Source organism: Flavobacterium pasteuri (assembly GCF_048286615.1).
Taxonomy (GTDB): Bacteria; Bacteroidota; Bacteroidia; order Flavobacteriales; family Flavobacteriaceae; genus Flavobacterium.
On record NZ_JBLVPN010000001.1, the window covers coordinates 256,656 to 275,421 of the forward strand.

At 35.7% G+C, this 18,766-nt stretch carries 18 protein-coding genes, 1 tRNA gene and 1 pseudogene; 10 read left to right on the forward strand and 10 right to left on the reverse strand.

Features of this window, described 5'->3' with window-relative positions; genetic code table 11:
• Positions 1-8 precede the first annotated feature (8 nt).
• The gene (locus ACNQF6_RS01195) at positions 9-641 is read right to left on the reverse strand and encodes a hypothetical protein (protein WP_417962487.1); all 633 of its coding nucleotides are present in this window, start codon (positions 639-641) and stop codon (positions 9-11) included.
• A 577-nt stretch (positions 642-1,218) separates the two neighbouring features.
• Between ACNQF6_RS01195 and ACNQF6_RS01200 the strand changes: the two genes are divergently transcribed.
• From ACNQF6_RS01200 to ACNQF6_RS01210, 3 genes are all read left to right on the forward strand, one after another.
• The gene (locus ACNQF6_RS01200; RefSeq protein ID WP_417962489.1) at positions 1,219-1,638 is read left to right on the forward strand and encodes a DUF2452 domain-containing protein; all 420 of its coding nucleotides are present in this window, start codon (positions 1,219-1,221) and stop codon (positions 1,636-1,638) included.
• Between the two features lie 204 nt (positions 1,639-1,842).
• Positions 1,843-2,406 carry a Crp/Fnr family transcriptional regulator gene (locus ACNQF6_RS01205; RefSeq protein WP_417962491.1) on the forward strand — a complete coding sequence of 188 codons (564 nt, stop codon included), beginning with the start codon at positions 1,843-1,845 and terminating at the stop codon, positions 2,404-2,406.
• A gap of 95 nt (positions 2,407-2,501) precedes the next feature.
• On the forward strand, positions 2,502-3,569 hold the full coding sequence (locus tag ACNQF6_RS01210; protein ID WP_417962493.1) for an SDR family oxidoreductase: 1,068 nt from the start codon (positions 2,502-2,504) through the stop codon (positions 3,567-3,569).
• Between the two features lie 103 nt (positions 3,570-3,672).
• Here ACNQF6_RS01210 and ACNQF6_RS01215 read toward each other — a convergent pair whose 3' ends face one another.
• From ACNQF6_RS01215 to ACNQF6_RS01225, 3 genes are all read right to left on the reverse strand, one after another.
• Entirely contained in the window at positions 3,673-4,065 is a 393-nt protein-coding gene (locus tag ACNQF6_RS01215; RefSeq protein ID WP_417962495.1) for a Dabb family protein, read from the reverse strand.
• Positions 4,066-4,208: 143 nt separating this feature from the next.
• On the reverse strand, positions 4,209-4,904 hold the full coding sequence (locus tag ACNQF6_RS01220) for a flagellar basal body rod protein FlgC (protein WP_417962497.1): 696 nt from the start codon (positions 4,902-4,904) through the stop codon (positions 4,209-4,211).
• Between the two features lie 246 nt (positions 4,905-5,150).
• Positions 5,151-5,672 carry a DinB family protein gene (locus ACNQF6_RS01225; protein WP_417962499.1) on the reverse strand — a complete coding sequence of 174 codons (522 nt, stop codon included), beginning with the start codon at positions 5,670-5,672 and terminating at the stop codon, positions 5,151-5,153.
• 99 nt (positions 5,673-5,771) lie between these two features.
• On the opposite strand from ACNQF6_RS01225, the gene ACNQF6_RS01230 reads away from it, so the two are divergent.
• Complete coding sequence (locus tag ACNQF6_RS01230) at positions 5,772-6,116, forward strand: winged helix-turn-helix transcriptional regulator (RefSeq protein WP_165152212.1); 345 nt, start codon at positions 5,772-5,774, stop codon at positions 6,114-6,116.
• A 142-nt stretch (positions 6,117-6,258) separates the two neighbouring features.
• Here the strand turns inward: ACNQF6_RS01230 and ACNQF6_RS01235 are convergent, their stop codons facing one another.
• The 6 genes and pseudogenes from ACNQF6_RS01235 to rseP all read right to left on the reverse strand — a co-directional run bounded on the left by ACNQF6_RS01235 (position 6,259) and on the right by rseP (position 9,750).
• The gene (locus ACNQF6_RS01235; RefSeq protein WP_417962501.1) at positions 6,259-6,618 is read right to left on the reverse strand and encodes a DUF6567 family protein; all 360 of its coding nucleotides are present in this window, start codon (positions 6,616-6,618) and stop codon (positions 6,259-6,261) included.
• 142 nt (positions 6,619-6,760) lie between these two features.
• Positions 6,761-7,357 carry a site-specific integrase gene (locus ACNQF6_RS01240; protein WP_417962503.1) on the reverse strand — a complete coding sequence of 199 codons (597 nt, stop codon included), beginning with the start codon at positions 7,355-7,357 and terminating at the stop codon, positions 6,761-6,763.
• Positions 7,358-7,396: 39 nt separating this feature from the next.
• Positions 7,397-7,465, reverse strand: a pseudogene (locus tag ACNQF6_RS01245) (hypothetical protein); the annotation flags it as partial.
• A gap of 202 nt (positions 7,466-7,667) precedes the next feature.
• The gene (locus ACNQF6_RS01250; RefSeq protein WP_417962505.1) at positions 7,668-7,970 is read right to left on the reverse strand and encodes an Arm DNA-binding domain-containing protein; all 303 of its coding nucleotides are present in this window, start codon (positions 7,968-7,970) and stop codon (positions 7,668-7,670) included.
• A 224-nt stretch (positions 7,971-8,194) separates the two neighbouring features.
• Positions 8,195-8,268: transfer RNA gene (locus ACNQF6_RS01255), tRNA-Asn, on the reverse strand.
• Positions 8,269-8,406: 138 nt separating this feature from the next.
• Positions 8,407-9,750 carry an RIP metalloprotease RseP gene (rseP, locus tag ACNQF6_RS01260; protein ID WP_417962507.1) on the reverse strand — a complete coding sequence of 448 codons (1,344 nt, stop codon included), beginning with the start codon at positions 9,748-9,750 and terminating at the stop codon, positions 8,407-8,409.
• 224 nt (positions 9,751-9,974) lie between these two features.
• Between rseP and ACNQF6_RS01265 the strand changes: the two genes are divergently transcribed.
• The 6 genes from ACNQF6_RS01265 to ACNQF6_RS01290 all read left to right on the forward strand — a co-directional run bounded on the left by ACNQF6_RS01265 (position 9,975) and on the right by ACNQF6_RS01290 (position 18,742).
• Positions 9,975-11,045: an NADH:flavin oxidoreductase/NADH oxidase gene (locus ACNQF6_RS01265; RefSeq protein WP_417962509.1), complete on the forward strand. Its 1,071-nt coding sequence runs from the start codon at positions 9,975-9,977 to the stop codon at positions 11,043-11,045.
• A 103-nt stretch (positions 11,046-11,148) separates the two neighbouring features.
• Complete coding sequence (locus tag ACNQF6_RS01270) at positions 11,149-12,189, forward strand: Gfo/Idh/MocA family oxidoreductase (protein ID WP_417962511.1); 1,041 nt, start codon at positions 11,149-11,151, stop codon at positions 12,187-12,189.
• Between the two features lie 165 nt (positions 12,190-12,354).
• Positions 12,355-13,566, forward strand: coding sequence for an MFS transporter (locus tag ACNQF6_RS01275; RefSeq protein WP_417962514.1), 1,212 nt, complete (start codon positions 12,355-12,357; stop codon positions 13,564-13,566).
• A 450-nt stretch (positions 13,567-14,016) separates the two neighbouring features.
• Entirely contained in the window at positions 14,017-16,854 is a 2,838-nt protein-coding gene (locus ACNQF6_RS01280) for a carboxypeptidase-like regulatory domain-containing protein (protein WP_417962516.1), read from the forward strand.
• A 10-nt stretch (positions 16,855-16,864) separates the two neighbouring features.
• A complete protein-coding gene (locus ACNQF6_RS01285) occupies positions 16,865-18,220 on the forward strand; it encodes a DUF5689 domain-containing protein (protein ID WP_417962518.1) in 1,356 nt (451 codons plus the stop codon).
• A gap of 60 nt (positions 18,221-18,280) precedes the next feature.
• Positions 18,281-18,742: an FKBP-type peptidyl-prolyl cis-trans isomerase gene (locus ACNQF6_RS01290; protein ID WP_417962520.1), complete on the forward strand. Its 462-nt coding sequence runs from the start codon at positions 18,281-18,283 to the stop codon at positions 18,740-18,742.
• Positions 18,743-18,766: the final 24 nt, after the last annotated feature.

The following is an 18,766-nucleotide window of genomic DNA, read 5'->3' on the forward strand; positions in this document are numbered from 1 at the left end:
CTTTTGATTTACAAGTTATACCTAAGTCCTAAAGTCCAATTGAATTTTCCATCAGATATTGTCTTATTCACAAATCCTCTGGCAGCAATATTTTTATTTATTTTATACGTAATCGTTTCAGAAACACCATACGTATTATCTAAATCCAAACCGTATAATTGAGATACAAAACTAAAATTGCCTTTGTTTACAGTAGTGTTAAAAGCTAAAAAATTAGCTTCAAAATCATTGTTCCTCCCATTGCCATGCAAATAGAAAGTACCTATCGAAACTTTTTTGGACAATTCATAACTCGTGATTAATTCTTGGGCAAAGAATGTATCCACAAGATAATCTTCACTAATTTGCAATGCAGGTAAATGAACTCCTATGTTTACTTTTAATTTTTTGTCAATTACTTTGTATCGGGAGATAAAAACGACGCTTCTAGGAATTAGATTGCTTAATCGTATCGTGGATAATAGGTGAAACGAAAGCTTTTTGTTTTCATTTGTTCCAGCATTAATTATTAAATGCGGATCTTCAGAAGTAAAAGCAGGGATAAAAGAGAATCCCCCAGTACTTGCCTCAAAACTGGCAGATTGAGCATGAGCAAAGGTGCAAAAAAGAGTGGTAATAATTACAAGTAAAGTTTTATTCATAAAATGGAATTGTTGTGGTTTTTCTTTAAAATAGATTGCAAACATATGAACAACGTGTCAATTATACGCAATGAAATCATAAAAAGCACAAAAAATACTTTGAAACATATATTTTTAAACAAAACGGATTCTATTTGGATTGCGCATTCAATGATACAGGCAGTAACAATAAAGACGAAAGAAGAAGGTTTTTTGATTTTATGATGGTTTATTTATCAGTCTAATAGCGTTTTGTAGTTTCCAAATGTAGAAAACAATTGTGTTATTTAAAAACATTGAAAAAATATTTTTTGGACCCATCAATATGATGCAAAAACGAAATTAATTATTGTCTTTTAAGGTTCAAATTGTGTTGAGTATTTATGTTTTTTTGTTTAACTTTGCGACATTATATTTAAACAAAATAATCGTTTTTTAAAATTTGTGAGTCGGCTTTTGTTTTGAGCAAAATTTGGGAATCAAAGAATACTTTTGAACGAATAAATATTTCGAATTCATCTTTAAAAAATTATACATGAAACCAGTTGGTATTAATTACTCAGGTTAATTAATTATCTTAAAATAAAAGAAAAAGTAAATGGAAAATAAAAAACCAGATAATGTTGTTTACACAGTCGAAGCAGGATATAATGCAAATGTTCTGCCCTACGCAACTGGAGTTGGAGCACCGGTGATTAGAGTTGATGACGTGGTTTCCTGGAAAAGCAGAGGAATTGATAATGTGAATAAAGAGCTAGGCAATAAATTTAATGAACTGAAACTGCAATATGAAAAACTGATGCAGGAATACGAATGGAACGAATTAGTATACAGCGCTAAATTTTCATTTGAACCCGTTATTGGGGAAATCTATCATTTGTACAGAGATACTGAAGGCGTAAATTTTCTTTCGTTGATAGGACCTAATGAATGGAACAAGGAACACATTGGCACTTTTAAATTAAATAGCGATAAAAAATGGATGCTACTCAAAGCACGTGATTCGCAGCTGTACTAATCTAAAATAATCGAAATAATTTGGAGATAGAGCGTTTGTTCATATTTCAAAAATAGAATTGAGATGCCATATTGACACTAAAATTCAGGGTTATTTTTCTTTGTATTAGCCTTAAGGGTTTATATTTATGTATTCAAGATTGGTAATAGATCCTAATCGTCTCTTTTTAATTGTAATTTTATCCAGGTAATAACAAAAGAAGGTATGGAAGAAATTTTAAGAAGACAAATTGAGAAAATAGTACCATTAAACGATGATGAATTTCAATTGGTGCTGTCTCACTTTTCCGTAGGTAAATATAAAAAACATCAATTTATTGTACAGCAGGGAAATCCTGTTCCGTATGTTCATTTTGTTGTAAAAGGACTGTTGAAATCTTTTTATATCGACAAATCGGGTAAGAGTCATATTCTGCAATTTGCCATGGAAGACTGGTGGATAACGGATAACCAAGGTTTTTATAATAACCAGAATGCCACACTCAATATTGACTGTTTAGAAGACGCGCAAACCTATTACATCACTCTTGACAATAGAGAAAAATTGTGTGCCAAATTACAAAAAATGGAATTCTTCTTTTTGCAAAAAATGACCGCCGGTAATATTGCGCTTCAAAACCGAATACTATCGTTGATGAGCAAAAATTCAGAAGAACGGTACATGCAATTTATCCAATTATATCCGGATTTGATTCACCGCATTCCCAAAACTTTAATAGCATCCTATCTGGGTATTTCAAGAGAAACTTTGAGTCGTTTATCGCATTGATGTGATATAGGTCACAAATTATCTGTGACGTATGTCCTTTATAATCCATGGAATGTTTTAGAATTTTGTACTTGATAAATTTTTAAAACAGAAATATGGAAAATATAGCACTAGTTGTTGGAGCAACTGGAATCACAGGAAGTAATCTCGCAGAAAAACTTATTGCTAAAGGCTGGACGACTTTTGGTTTAGCCAGAAACCCACGAAAAGATATAGAAAATCTTCATCCAGTTGCTGCAGATCTTTTGGATTTGGAGAATTTAAAAACAGCTTTAAAAGACATTTCTCCCACTCACATTTACATTACAACTTGGATGCGTCAGGATTCTGAAGCCGAAAACATACGAGTAAACAGCTTGATGGTCAGAAATCTTCTCGAAGCATTATCTGCTAAAAAATCAGTGCAACACGTCGCACTTGTTACAGGACTGAAACATTATCTTGGGTCTTTTGAGGCTTACGCCAAAGAAGGATTTTTGCCTGAAACACCACTTAGGGAAGAGCAGCCTCGTCTTGATTTAGAGAATTTTTATTATGCCCAAGAAGATGAAGTGTATGCCGCTGCAGCGCGAGATGGATTTACTTGGAGCATCCACCGCCCGCATACGGTTATAGGAAAAGCAGTAGGCAACTTAATGAATCTAGGTACCACGCTCGCCGTGTATGCCAGCATTTGTAAAGAAACAGGCAAACCATTTCAGTGGCCTGGTTCAGCAGCACAATGGAATGGACTTTCGGATGTTACGGATGCCAGAGTATTGGCAGAACATTTAATATGGGCTTCCACTACAGAAGCGGCTCGTAACGAAGCATTCAATGTAGTAAATGGAGATTTTTTTCGTTGGAAATGGCTTTGGAAAAAAATAGCGGCATCATTCGGGATTGAAGCAATAGGGTATGATGGCACGATTCATCCACTTGAGGAACAAATGATACAAGAAGCTCCGGTTTGGAAAAACATTGCTGTTCAATATGCGCTTGAAGAGTCTGATTTAAACAAGCTGGCTTCTCCTTGGCATACGGATCTTGACTTAGGACGTCCCATAGAAGTGATGACTGATATGTCTAAAAGTCGTAAACTCGGATTTCCTGTTTTTCAAACAACGGAGGATTCCTTTTACGATTTGTTTGAACAGCTTCGTAGGGATCGATTAATTCCGTAGTTACCTAAAGTAGTGCGCATAAAAAAGGGTTTCAAGATTTATTTCTTGAAACCCTTTTTAGTTCTGTTTTTCTTGTGTTGGCAATAGCCAACACCTTCAATATTTATACATCTATAGCATCATAAACCACTACTTTTTCCCATAAATGAGAACAGTTCTTTATAAAATCCTGATGAATAGGGTGGTCCTGATATATTTTTTGTCCTGCCTCATCATCAAAAAACATCAGCTCTGAAACATCCCAAGAGGTGTCTACAACTTCCCGTTTCTCGGTCGATGCTAAAACGCCCACATGAATTTTTCGAATCGTTGGAATTGCCGCCAAAGTTTTCAAACCAGAAATCAATTGCTGTTTATCCGCCTCTGATTGAGGGTTCTTTAGCCAAAAAAATACATGGTGCAACAAGAATTTTTTCTTTGGACGAACTGCAAAGCCCATAATACTTGCAACTCCAAATAAAGCTGCGGAACCAATAAATCTTCTACGGATCATCATTTATTTATTTTAATAGGTAAATATCGAAATTTAATAAATAGAAAAAGAAAAATAACACCTTTTATTTGTTGGGATAGATTGGCATAGAAAGCCCGAAATTGCGGTCAGGTTTTTATCCAAAAATTATCTTACTCATGAATCAATCATTTCTTCGTCACTTTTAAATCTTTAAAATAACCTATTGTTCCTATTTCAACCCAAAGCGCAATACTACCTTTTTTAGAAGTTCCCAGCATTTTTTTAACGATAAAGCTAGGTGATTTTTGGTTATTAATATATAAAACCGCCTTTTCATCCTGAAATTCAATACGCACATCAATCCATTCGTTTAAACCAATATCGGCATAGGTTTCATATAAACCGTTCGCTTCTTTTCTCAAGTGGCCAAAGGTATTTCCCGGATAAGAAAAATACTGAATGGTGTGGTTGCGCCTCAATTGATCATCGGATCTGCCATTACTTGGACGAAGGTAGATAGCATCAAAATTTTTATTTTCGTTATCTATCCGATACGCTACTCCTATAAACCCCCGTGCAGCAGTAAAAGGAGAATTTTCCATGATTCGGCTTAACATTTTAACTTCAATCGTTCCGTTCTCGATGTCAACATTCGTTAATTTAACGTAAGTAGGACCGTCAGTTGAGGCGTCAATATTTTTTTCGTTAAAAGGGGAGGCAACTAAGTCACGCTCCACTTTCAAGACTTGGACACCTTCCATATTCACTATTGCTACTTTGGTATTCACCGTTTCAAATTCTTTATGCTTCCAAGTAAATTTTTGAGCAAATAGTCCCGTGATTTGTAAAATAAGGAGACTCAATATAAGTGCTTTTTTCATTTTGAACGGATTTAGTTTTCGTTTATAAACGGAATTATACTAGCCCAAGTGGCGTTAAAATTAATAATTAATTTGGCATCTTTTTGTTGTACAGAATGCCAGCCAGTGGATTATTTCCATAGCAAATGGTATTTATTTGTTCGTTTTATCTTTTCATAAAATGACACAACAGTTTTTGACCAAATACTCTTTATCAGAAAATTACAGATGCTAAAACGCTAATTCTTTTTTTGTTTTATAAATAAATTAAAACAATTTTTCAGCTGGAGGTGTAGCGCCTACTAATCTTAAATAAACAGTAGTTTGTGCCCTATGATGAGTTTGATGTTCAAAACACTTGTTTAAAACCTGGGTTCTGTTCATATCAAATTGACCAAACAATTTAATAGGCTCTGAAAGTTTTGCATTAGGATATTTTTTAATGGCATTAATAGCAAAATCATAGGTAGCCATTACTTTGGCGGTAACACTTGCTTTGATTTCATCACCAGATTTTTCTAAATCCCCAAAACCTACTGGAGGTTTCTCATCGGTTGCTGAACCCACAAAACCATATATGGCATCGCTCAAGTGTAAAACTTGACCTGAGAAAGAACGCATTTCTTTTGTTGGCTTAAAGGAATAGCCACTTTCAGGCATTGCATCTAGATATTCTTTAGTATAGGCTTTGGCTCTTTCCCAATCTTTAACAATATCTGTTGTTGATGTTTGTGCATTTAAATTACTTATAGATAAAAATACGGTCAGAAATAATACAATCTTTTTCATGTTTCTTGTTTTTATAGTTTTTTACAAATTTACAACCATTAGTGTATATTTGTAACCAATGAATTAAATACCAGTAACCCATAGGTTACTAGAAATTATATGAGATATATAGAAAACCCTTATGATTGTCCTGTAACAAGAGCCATGTCCATTTTTGGCGGTAAATGGAAGCCTATAATATTGAATTGTATTGGCGAAAGTTCTTTGCGGTTCGGGAAACTAAACCAATTAATGCCTGCTATTTCAAATAAGGTACTTTCTAATGAATTAAAAGAATTAGAAACATTGGGTTTAATCGAAAGAAAAGAGTTTAAAGAAAGTCCTCAAAGAGTCGAATATACCTTATCTAATTCAGGGAAAAGTTTGATGCCTGTTTTGCATGAAATTGCAAGCTGGGGTAATTCAAATGAAGCAAAAAAGATTGTTACGGAAATGGTAAAATAGAAAATCCTATCCATAATTGCGTTAAACAAATTTTTTAAGATTTCAATTGTGGAAAAATCGGGAAGCCCCCGATAATTTTTGAATATAAAAAAAGCCTGACATTGCTGTCAGGCTTATGTTTTTAATCAATGATTAAGCTTTTTTATTTAAATTCAACAATATCAGCAGTAACAGTACATTTAACTGTGCTGTATATTAAACCTAAGTAAAGGGATTTTTTAAAATTTACAGTTAAGTTTGCTAGAGTTTGATTATCTTTTAATGGGTTTTCAGCTAGCATTTTTTGTTTTGCTTCATTAACCAAAGTCTCTTTTGCTAGGCCACCAATCCCTAGAATATAAGTTGCCTGAGATTTCCCTTGAATGTTTTGTTTAGCATAAGAAAAATTCGCAGAACTTAATGATGCAGAATTCTCCATTGCTCCTGAATGTACGGCACTACAACTAACAACTGATAATGCAAGTATAATAGCCATTGCCGATTTTAAAATAATTTTTTTCATAAATATTTTTTTAATTTTAATAATTGAGCAATGTTATACCATTAAAACTCCGTAAGTTTACGGGTTTCCACATTGAGAGCAGTAATTTTTTCAATATTTTAGTCATAGCTACTATATTATTTCCTAACATATTCATTTATGGCTATTTACAGTGAATTCGCACTATTAATTTTTTCATTTCCTCACTCACTTTCTTCTGCACTACCTTCCCGTAACTTCCCTGTGTAATAATCATGTTTGAATGACCTAGTAGTTCTGATACAATCTCCATCGGAATATCATTGTAAAGTAAGACAGTAGAAGCAAATGTTTTCCTGGCAATGTGGTGCGTCAATCTTTTTTTAATACCTGTTATACCTGAAATTTCCTTGAGATAAGAATTGAATTTTTGATTACTTATTGGAGGGAATATGCGGTTACTATCGGTTGAGTATTTCTCAATGATTTCTTGTGCTTTTGGCAGAATTGGAATGGAGATTTGACGTTGTGTTTTTTCACGTTTCATCTGAATCCAGTTAATGTCATCAAAACCTATTTGGATGTTCTGCTTTTCAAGATTTGCCATTTCATTATAGGCTAGTCCTGTGTAGCAACAAAAAACAAATAAGTCTTGAATGGTGCTTAATCTCTTTTGTTGTAGTACTGCTTCTTCAAGGGTTTTGAGTTCTTCTGTAGTAAGGAATATAACCGTTTTACGGACTGTTTTGGACTTGTGAAGTATAAACGGATCTCTATCCAAATAGCCTTCTGAAATAGCCTGTTTTATTGGCGTTCTTAGTCTTTGAATGGTTTTGTTGATAGTAATTTGTTCTTGCTTCTTTTCTGTTTTTAAATAGTAGTCAAAATCACTTAGAAACTGTAGACTTAGTTCTTTTAGTGGGTAATCTGTTTTCTTGTATTTCCATTTAGGAAAGCTTCTAAATGGTTGCCTACATAAACGAACTTGTTATAGGTATTGTCTTTGATTTCTAGTCCTACTAGTTTTTCGATTTTGGAGAGATACTGTTTGTAATAGGATAGAATAAATTCACTTTTCTTTATTTCTTTCCCTAAATATTTGTCATGTATGTCCTAATAGAAAAAGGGCTTTCCTGTAATCTTAAAATCATGTAGATGCTATTGATCTTAGATTTTATTTTGTCCAATTGAGAATTGTATAAAATTGCAGATTTATGGGATTTTAGAATTACTTGGTTCTTGGTATCCCAATGCTCGGACTCAATATTAATGCCTGTACTAAGCTGTTTTCTGTTTCCATTTAGGGTTATTCTGCAAAATAATGGAGATTGATTCTTCTTGTTTTTTCTATTCTTTCCTTCAATAAATAGAATTTTGAAATTGTCTGTTGTCATAACTTTTTGTTTTAGTCAGACATGCAATTGGTTACGATAAAAAAAGTGATGCCTTTTAGAAAAAGAGATGATGCCTAATATGTTGCCTTTTTTTGCAAAATAAGTTGGCAAGTTGGCAGAAATCAAAAATTCTCTTTTCTCTACTGAATCACCGTGAGGTACTGATTTCACTCCCGCTTTAAAACAAAAAAGACCTTACATTGCTGTAAAGTCTTTTTAAAAAGCTCCCTCTCTTGGGCTCGAACCAAGGACCCTCTGATTAACAGTCAGATGCTCTAACCAACTGAGCTAAGAAGGAAACTGTATATTTTTATTCTGATACTGAATGAACGTTTTTGGTTGCTTATTGGTGAAGTCTGTTTCACTTGTAAAGCGGTGCAAAGATAGGCTATCATTTGGTTTTTGCAAATAAAAAACGAACTTTTTTTATTTTTTTTTACTTCCCTACAATTGACTTGTAAATGTCGTTTCCGTTAGCAAATAGTAACAGTGTTATAAGTAATACGAAACCAACCATTTGCGCATTCTCTAAGAATTTATCACTAGGTTTTTTACCGCTGATGATTTCATATAATAAAAACATCACGTGTCCACCATCAAGTGCTGGAATAGGCAATAAGTTCATTACACCAAGCATAATCGATAACAAAGCGGTGATGTTCCAGAAAACTTCCCAGCTCCAAGTATTAGGAAAAATATCAAATATCGCTTTAAAACCACCTACTTGTTTGTAAGCACCAGTGCTTGGACTAAAAATCATTTTCAATTGTTTTCCATATCCTAGTAATTGATCTTTTCCTTTAGTAATCCCAACCGGAATAGATTCTATGAAACTAAATTCCTGTTTGCTGATTTTATAATAACCTAGTTTCTTTAATGATTCCATTCCTAAGTTTCCGATACCAATTCCTAATTTTGCATCTTTAGAAACAATAACTTGTAACGGAACTTGTTTTTCATCTCTTAAAACAACAGCCGAAATAGTTTTGTTTTTATTTTTTTCTAAAACTGAAGTCACTTCATCATAATACTTGGTTGGTACTCCATTTAAAGATAAAATAATATCTTTTGGCTGTAAATTAGTATTCAAAGATCCTTCAGAAATTGAAGTTATGGCAAATGGTTTTCTAATCGAGACTAAAGTGCCTTTTTCTAACTTAGACAATTGATCCACAAAATCAACCGGTATTTTTATAGTTTGCTCTATTCCATTTCTTTCAATCAAGACGTCTTTGGCCATGATGATTTTGATATTTATCTCATTGTCAAACTTGATGATTTTTTCACCATCAATAGCAATGATTTTGTCTCCGGTTTGAAAACCTACTTCATTCATAGCTGGATTCTCAATCAAAAGACCATCTTTCAAATCTTCATTAGCAATATAAGTATCGCCATACGCAAATGCCATTCCTATGTAAATGATAAAAGCCAAAATGAAATTCACGGTAACACCGCCCAACATAATAATCAAACGTTGCCATGCCGGTTTAGAACGAAATTCCCATGGTTGCGGAGGTAAAGCCATTTGTTCTTTGTCCATGCTTTCGTCAATCATTCCGGAAATTTTTACATATCCGCCCAAAGGCAACCAACCAATACCGTATTCAGTTTCGCCAATTTTCTTTTTGATAAGGGAATATTTAACATCAAAAAATAAGTAGAATTTTTCGACTCTGGTTTTAAACAGTTTAGCAGGAATAAAATGTCCTAATTCGTGAAGTATAATAAGTAATGATAAGCTCAATAAAAATTGAGAAAGCTTGATAACTATGTCCATTTATTTGTCATTGCGAGGAACGAAGCAATCTAATCCTCTTATTAATTTAAATTTTTAACTCACAAAAGTAAGGTTTTCTATTTGTTTATTTTACAATAATTGTTCCATACCATTTTAAAAATTTGTTAATTAATGTAAATTGAATTCTAAGTTTGAGTTGTGAATCTTAACTTTACTTTTTTGAAATGAGTATTTCTTGTTTCTTTCACTTTTAAAATAAAGATATGTCTTCAAAATTATTTTCTCCTCTCACAATAAAAAGCATCACGCTCAAAAATAGAATTGCCATTTCACCAATGTGCCAATATTCTGCCCAGGATGGCTTTGCCAATGATTGGCATCTTGTACATCTTGGAAGTCGCGCCAGTGGCGGAGCAGGATTAATCATTCAGGAAGCGACTTCAGTTTCTCCCGAAGGCCGAATTTCACCAGAAGATTTAGGACTTTGGAACGACGAGCAAATCGAAAAAATGCAGCAGATTAATCAATTTATCATCAGTCAGAAATCGGTTCCCGGAATCCAATTGGCGCATGCCGGAAGAAAAGCAAGTTCCGCATCACCTTGGAATGGAGGCCGAAAACTAGACGCAACACAAGGCGGCTGGGATACCGTGGCGCCAAGTGCAGTTGCGTATCATCATACTGAAAACTCACCCGTTGCATTAGATGAAGCAGGAATTGTAAAAGTAGTTTCCGACTTCAAATCAGCCACAAAAAGAGCCGTTCAAGCAGGTTTTCAGGTAATGGAAATTCATGCCGCACATGGGTATTTGTTGCATCAATTTCTTTCACCATTATCCAATTTTAGAACTGATGCATACGGTGGAAGTTTCGAAAACCGAATCCGTTTGACACTTGAAGTAGTCGAATCTGTTCAATCAGAATGGCCGGAGAACTTACCCTTATTTGTTAGAATTTCGGCAACAGACTGGGCAGAAGGCGGATGGAATGTTGAAGAATCAGTGCAACTTTCGAAAATATTAAAAGAAAAAGGTGTGGATTTAATTGATGTTTCTTCGGGAGGATTAGTCTCACACCAGCAAATTCCGTTGGGACCAAACTACCAAGTTCCTTTTGCAGAAAGCATAAAAAATGAAACTGGAATCCCTACAGGCGCAGTTGGTTTAATCACCGAAGCCACTCAAGCCGAGGAAATTGTTGCTTCTGGAAAAGCAGATTTGGTTTTATTTGCCAGAGAATCCCTTAGAAACCCAAATTTAGGATTAAAATTTGCCGAGGAACTTCAGGCAGATATTCAATGGCCTAAACAATACGAAAGGGCTAAAATTAAATAACAAAACCCATCTTTTCGATGAACTTATATTCGTTAAGTGATTATAATTTGAATATAAGTCCTAAGATTAAAAAGTATAAATTCGTATTTTATAAAACAATACTATGCAAAAAATAAAAACTGCTTTGCTTTCCTACGGAATGTCCGGAAAAGTATTTCATGCTCCTTTTTTAAATTTTCATCCTGGATTTGAACTACTAGGTTCTTGGGAACGAAGTAAAAAATTAATTCATCAAGATTTTCCTGCGGTAAAAAGTTACGCCACGCTAGAAGATTTGTTGGAAGATGATGTTGATTTAGTGGTAGTCAATACGCCCGTAGATACACATTATGAATTCGCCAAAAAAGTGCTGTTGGCTGGAAAACATGCTTTGGTCGAGAAAGCTTTTACCACAACTGTTGTCCAAGCACAGGAATTAGCGGCTATCGCCAAAGAAAAAGGATTGAAACTGTCTGTTTTCCAAAATAGAAGATGGGACAGTGATTTCAAAACCGTACAAAAAATCATTTCAGATAATAGCCTTGGTGAAATTGTGGAAGCCGAATTCCATTTCGACCGCTACAATCCTATTTTAAGTCCGAAACAACACAAAGAAACCGTTAATTCCGGTGCTGGAATTCTAAAGGATTTAGGGCCGCATTTGATCGATCAGGCATTATGTTTATTTGGTTTGCCTCAATCTGTTTTTGCGGATATTCGCATCACACGAGAGCATTCTTTGGTAGATGATTATATTGATATTTTACTGTATTATTCTCATTTCCGTGTCCGACTCAAAGCAGGATTTTTTGTTCGGGAAGCGAATCCAGCCTTTGTTGTTCAAGGTAAGAAAGGCTCGTTCCTGAAAGCGCGTGGCGATGTGCAGGAAGACGAATTAAAACTAGGAAAAAAACCCAACTTGGATGCTTGGGGAACTGAATCTTCAGATAAAAAGGGGCTTTTACACACGGAAATTAATGGTGAAATTATAAAAGAATATATCCCAACACTTCAGGGGAATTATTATGACTTTTTTGATGGTGTGTATAATTCAATTACACAGGATGCAATAGAACCGGTGACGGCACAAGATGGTGTTCATGTGATGCAAATTATTGAAGCCGCAATCAAAAGCAGTGCTCATAAAAAAGCAATTGACCTATAAAATCTACTGCGAATTCGCTAATTACTATGCTTTTTAAAAATTAGCGAATTCTCGGTAATCATTTTTATAAACAATAACGTTGTATTTTTCCTCAAATGTGTTGTTTTGACACAACCAATGATTGCTTTTTGTAATTTTGATCTCTTAATGCTAAAATAAATCACTTTGATAGATTTAAACTTTTTAGGAAGGTCAAAAACGAAAGCCAAACTGAAAAAAACATACACAGAAGCTAAGGTTTCTTATCTGAACAGAATCCGTTGGGCGGTTTCCATGTTCTACTTTGGGATGGGATTATGTTTTGCGACCTGGGCTAGCCGAATCCCGGATATTAAAACCGCATTGGATTTGAGCGAAGGCGATTTAGGAAGTATTTTATTCGCTTTGCCATTAGGACAACTAGTAGTAATGCCTTTTTCTGGAAAATTAGTCACCCGTTTTGGCAGTCACAAAATCTTGATATTTGCCCTTTCATTATATGTTTTTAGCATGACAAATTTAGGTTTGGCTGTAGCGGCTTGGCAATTGTCGTTGGGATTATTTGTGTTTGGAATTTTTGGAAATCTATCTAATATCGCTGTAAACACACAAGGCGTTTACACCGAAGTGCTTTTCAAAAAAACCATTATGTCCTCCTTTCACGGGATGTGGAGTTTTGCCGGATTCATGGGAGCATTAGTAGGACTTGCAATGCTGGCTTTTGAGTTAACACCGTACATTCACTTTCTCATTGTGGCCGGAATCGTATTTTTGATGATGGCTTTCAATTATAAGTTTTTAATAAAAGCCAAAGAAACTATCCAACCCAAGAAGAAAAAATTGTTCTCAAAACCGGATAGTGCGCTGATTTGGTTGGGGATAATCGGGTTTTGTTGCATGGCCAGCGAAGGCGTCATGTTCGACTGGAGCGGTGTTTATTTCAAAGATGTCATCAAAGCGCCCGGACCATTAGTGATTCTGGGGTACACTTCCTTTATGATTATGATGGCCGGCGGACGTTTCTTGGGTGACGGTCTGATTCGTAAATTTGGTCGAAAAACCGTCTTGCAAATCAGCGGAATCATGATATCAGCCGGACTTTTTACAGCAGTATTCTTCCCATTTGTCATTCCCGCAACCATCGCGTTTATGTTTGTTGGATTGGGAGTTTCTACCATAGTTCCTACAGTGTACAGTGTGGCCGGAAAAACCCCAAATGTATCGCCAAGCGTGGCCTTAACCACGGTTTCCAGCGTCAGTTTTCTGGGTTTTCTTATGGGTCCGCCCATCATAGGTTACATAGCGGAGCTGTCAAGCCTTAGATTTTCATTCGCTTTCATTGGCGTTTTTGGGCTTCTTATCGCCCTTATGGTATCCAGAATCAAAGCAATCAAGTAACTATAAATTTTTAGGAGCACTTCATTTCGTTTCCATAAAAACATTTTCTCCCGCTGTTCGCAGTATCCACGCCCAAAAGCGTGGGATACTTGCTGCCATCGGGGCTACTGAAATCGTTCTGATTTTCTAAGAACTTTCCCCAAAACGGATTCATTAAAAATATTTTCATCAAAAATTTATCTGCTACTATTTTTTTTAATATATTTAACATTATAATTCTTTCAAGCAGAAATTCCATTTAATGCTGAACCTCAAATACCACTTTTTCAGCAGTATTTTAATTAGGTTATATACCACTTTTCCAAAATTCACTTTTAATTATTTAATGTTATTCCATTTAGGATAACGTTTGCCTTTTATTTAGTTCAACCGTTATATTCTATTGTAACGGTTGAACTTCTTATTGGATGTCCAGTTTTCAAAAAATATAAACCATCATCCGTTGTATCTATGAATAAATTTTACTTTGTTTTCTTTTTTATCATTCAACTAGGTTGTATTACAGCACAAAACAAAACAGGATTTTTAGGAAAAGTCGTGGATTCTAAAACCCAAAACCCATTAGGTTTTGTTGTCGTTAGTATTCAAAATACGACTTTAATGCAACTCACTAAAGCCGATGGTAATTTTAGTTTTGATACGGTTCCCACAGGAAATATTTTGCTACTTATTCACAGTCAGGGCTTCAAAGATGGCTTGTATCCTGTCGAAATTACCGAAGAAAAAATGCTGGATTTAGGAACCATAACTTTAGAAGAAGACCAATCCACGGAACAGCAAAACAGCATCATCACACTTATCGAAAGCGATTTTGGCGAGGACAACAGCAGTTCCGAAAGTACTTCTGGACTCCTGCAATCCTCCCGCGATGCTTTTCTGCAATCCGCTGCTTTCAACTGGGGACAAGCTCGTTTTAGAGTTCGGGGATTAGACAGCGAACATTCCACGATGATGATTAATGGCGTTTCCATGAACAAAATTTATGATGGAAGACCGCAATGGGGAGAATGGGGCGGATTGAATGACGCGCTCCGCAATCAGGAATTCACCCTGGGAACTGCCCCTTCGGATTATACTTTTGGCGGGATTTTAGGAACGCAGGAAATCAACACGCGGGCTTCTATTTACAGACCCGGTTCCCGAATCTCCTTTTCATCAACCAATACTAATTACAGTTGGCGTACCATGGCAACGCATGCTTCTGGCATGAATTCCCGCGGTTGGGCTTTTGTAGTTTCGGCAGGAAAGCGCTGGGCGCAGGAAGGGTATTTTGAAGGGACAAATTATGATGCGAATTCCTTTTTTATAAGCCTCGAAGAAAAATTAAATGAGAAGCATTCGTTGAATCTAACCGCGCTTTACACGCCGAATTCCAGAGCCAAAAACTCTCCAAATACTGCCGAAGTTACGCAATTGACAAACGTAAAATACAATTCGTATTGGGGTTTTCAAGACGGTGAAAAAAGAAATGCCCGCATCAAAACCATTGAAGAACCCACGATAATGCTGAATCACTATTTTAAAATCAATGATAAAACCAACCTGAATTCGAGTGTGATGTATCAATTTGGGAAAATTGCCAACAGCAACATCGATTATCAAAATGCGAATAGTCCGGACCCAACGTATTACAGAAAGATGCCCAGCTATTACAGTTCGCTTTATGCGCCGGATAACGGGGAATTTTCGGGAGCATTTACACCGGATTATGAAAATGCAGCCAAAAGCAAAGCAGAATTTTTAGCGAATCCTCAAATTGATTGGACAGCATTATATCAAGCCAATCAAAATCCAGTTTTGGATGCTAATGGAACAATTACCGGTTACGAACCCACAAAAAGTAAGTATGTTTTATATGAAGATCTAGTGGAAGACCAAATGGCGGTTGCTACAACAAATTTGAGTGCGCAACTCTCAGAAAATATTTTCATGAATGCTGGAGCATCTTTCAAAAAACTAAAATCACATAATTCTCAAAAGCTTTTGGATTTACTTGGTGGTTCCTATTTTGAAGATATCGACGCTTTTTACAGTGGAAATCAATCCCAGTCTGATTTGAATAATCCAGACCGTCAAGTAGTCGTTGGCGATACATACGGATATAATTATAATTATTTTGCCAATACATTAGAAGCATTTACCCAATTTAAATTCACCTATAACAAAGTGGATTTTTATCTGGCTCAGAATTTTTCAACTGCCAATTATCAAAGAGAAGGTTTGTATAAAAATGGAATCTATGAAACCAATTCCTTTGGGAAAAGTGAGAAGGTAGCGTTTGAAAACTTTGGCTTCAAAGCCGGATTCAATTTGAAAATTTCTGGCAAACAGTTGGTGACTTTCAATGCGGCGCATTTGACCAAAGCACCTTCTCTGAGAAATACTTTTGCAAATTCCCGATTGAATAATTCAATTGTTGACGGACTCGAAAGTGAGAACATCAGCAGTTTGGATGCCAGTTATGTCTATCGTTCTCCAAAACTAAAAGCCCGACTGACAGCCTATTATTCCCTAATTAAAAATGCGACTCAAATTTCCTTCTTTTATGCCGAAGGGATTTTTGATGATGGCGCTGGTTATTTAAATACCGATGCTTTTGTGAGTCAGACGTTAACGCAATTGAACAAGAAGAATATGGGTGCAGAATTCAGTTTGGAATACCAATTAAGCCAAACGTTTAAAACTACTTTTTCAGCAGCTTTTGGGGAATATACGTATGACAGTAATCCACATGTGACGTTGACAAACGATGCCGAAGCTTCATTGGAAAACACCAGTCCGGTTTTTGATTTTGGAACAGCCTCACTCAAAAATTACAAACAGGCGGGAATGCCACAGCGAGCGTATTCATTGGGAATTGAATATCGAGATCCAAAATATTGGTGGATTAGTGCCAATGTAAATTACCTCACCAATAGTTACATTGATATCTCACCTATTTCCAGAACCGAAATATTTTATAAAAATCCCGCAAGCGGTTTTAATTTTCCGGAGGCAACCGAGGAACGCGCAGCAACACTATTAAAACAAGAAGAATTTGACCCAACGATGTTGTTCAATCTCGTTGGTGGAAAATCATGGCGCATTTATGGAAAGAATGTTGGAATTTTTGCCAGCATCAATAACGTGCTTGATGTAACTTATAAAACAGGCGGTTATGAACAAGCCCGAAATGCTAATTTCAGACAAATCAATCAGGATGTTTCCAGTGGTACGCCTTCTTTTGGACCAAAATATTTCTACGGATACGGAAGAACGTATTTCGTGAATCTTTATATCAATCTTTAAATTAAAGCATATGAAATCAACATTTTACAAATCGGTTCTATTTTTACTGTTGACAATCACTTTCAGCAGTTGCGTGACAGATGAGGTTGCCGCTCCAAAACTCATTTGTACGCAGCCGGATTTAATTCCTAATACAATGGTAAGCGAAGTTCATGCGGTTGCAAATGCGATTGTAACCCAGTATAAATACGATGACATTATCGAGGCGTATGTGGTTTCCAGTGATGAATCGGGGAATTTTTTCAAGTCAATTTCCTTTCAGACTTTGGCAACAGCCACAACACCAGCCATAGGATTTAGCGTTCCTGTGGATGCTACAAACTTGTATATTGACTATAGATTGGGCAATAAAGTATACATAAAATTGAAAGACCAATACACGGATATTTCGTTTGGTGGAATGCGTATCGGAACCATTTTTGTGAATTCCTATAATGAAGGCGGAGTAGGGCGACTTTCTCAAAATGAGTATAAAAAAGTGCTGAATGCGTCTTGTACGAATGTAAAGGAAGAGCTTTTGGTTCGGTCTCTGACTATGTCAGAATTACTGAACGACTCTAATTTGAATACGTTGGTTGAGTTGTCTGATGTTCAGTTTTCAGCTGCTTCAATAGGCCGTCATTATTTTGAAGAAACGAATAATGTTGGCGGTGCGACAAATTGGAGTTTGGTGGATAAACTAGGGAATCAAGTGTATTTTAGAACAAGCAGTTTTTCTGATTTTGCAACTAAATTAGTCCCTAATGGAAGTGGAAAAGTAAGAGGGATTTTGACGAAATACGGAAGTGATTACCAATTATTGGCGCGTTCCGAAAAAGATGTAGTAATGACCGGACCAAGAGCAACTCCTTTTTTCTCTCAAGATTTTGAAACCGTAGAAAACAATGTTAAATTAAATCTTTCCGGCTGGGCGAATATGGCCCAAAAAGGAACGCTTTTCTGGAAAGGCACTGTTTATTCCGGAAACGGTTATGCCGAATTTAATATCACAGGAACCAAAGTCGTTTCGAATGTGGCTTGGTTGATTTCGCCAAAAATAGATATGGAGGTTCACACAAAAGAAGTCTTGACTTTTAGAACGGCTCAGCATCACTTAGATGTTGATTCCCAGTTAAATTCTCTCGAAGTGTATGTCTCCAGTAATTTTGACGGGTTGAATGTTACTACCGCAACTTGGACTCCGTTAGTGGTTAATTTACCCAAACAAGCCACGCCTTGGTATCAATTTGTAGGAAGTGGTGCCGTAGATTTATCCTCATACAAAGGTAAAATTAATATTGCTTTTAAATATACCGGTTCTGGCAAAAATTTGGCTTTGGATGGTGCTTTTCAAGTAGATGATGTTCAGGTTTTTGGTGACAAATGATTTTTATAAAAGGCTTTACTTGAATTGCTATATTTGCAGCCTTAACTTTTAAATTAAATTATGAAATCTACTTTATTAGCATTAGTTTCTTTACTATTTGTTTCTTGTTTATCGGATAACGAATCATCTAAATCTGTTGATTATACTGTTCAAAACGAAAAAGAAATCGTGGATTACATTGCCAAAAATAAATTGACTGCCACAAAAACTGATTCAGGGTTGTATTACGTAGTTAATGAAGCGGGAACTGGGGTTCAACCAACAGCTTCATCTAATGTAACAGTAGAATATAAAGGGTATTTTACTGATGGATCAGTATTTGACGGAGGTAAACCGGGAGGCCTTACTTTTGGTTTAAACCAAGTAATAAAAGGCTGGACAGAAGGGATTCCTTATTTTAAAGAAGGCGGTAACGGTATTCTTTTAATTCCCTCTCATTTAGGGTATGGAAGCGATGGAAGCGGGCCAATTCCAGGAGGCTCTGTTCTTATTTTCGATGTCAAACTGATTAAAGTAAATTAGTTCTACGCTATTATAAAATCAAAA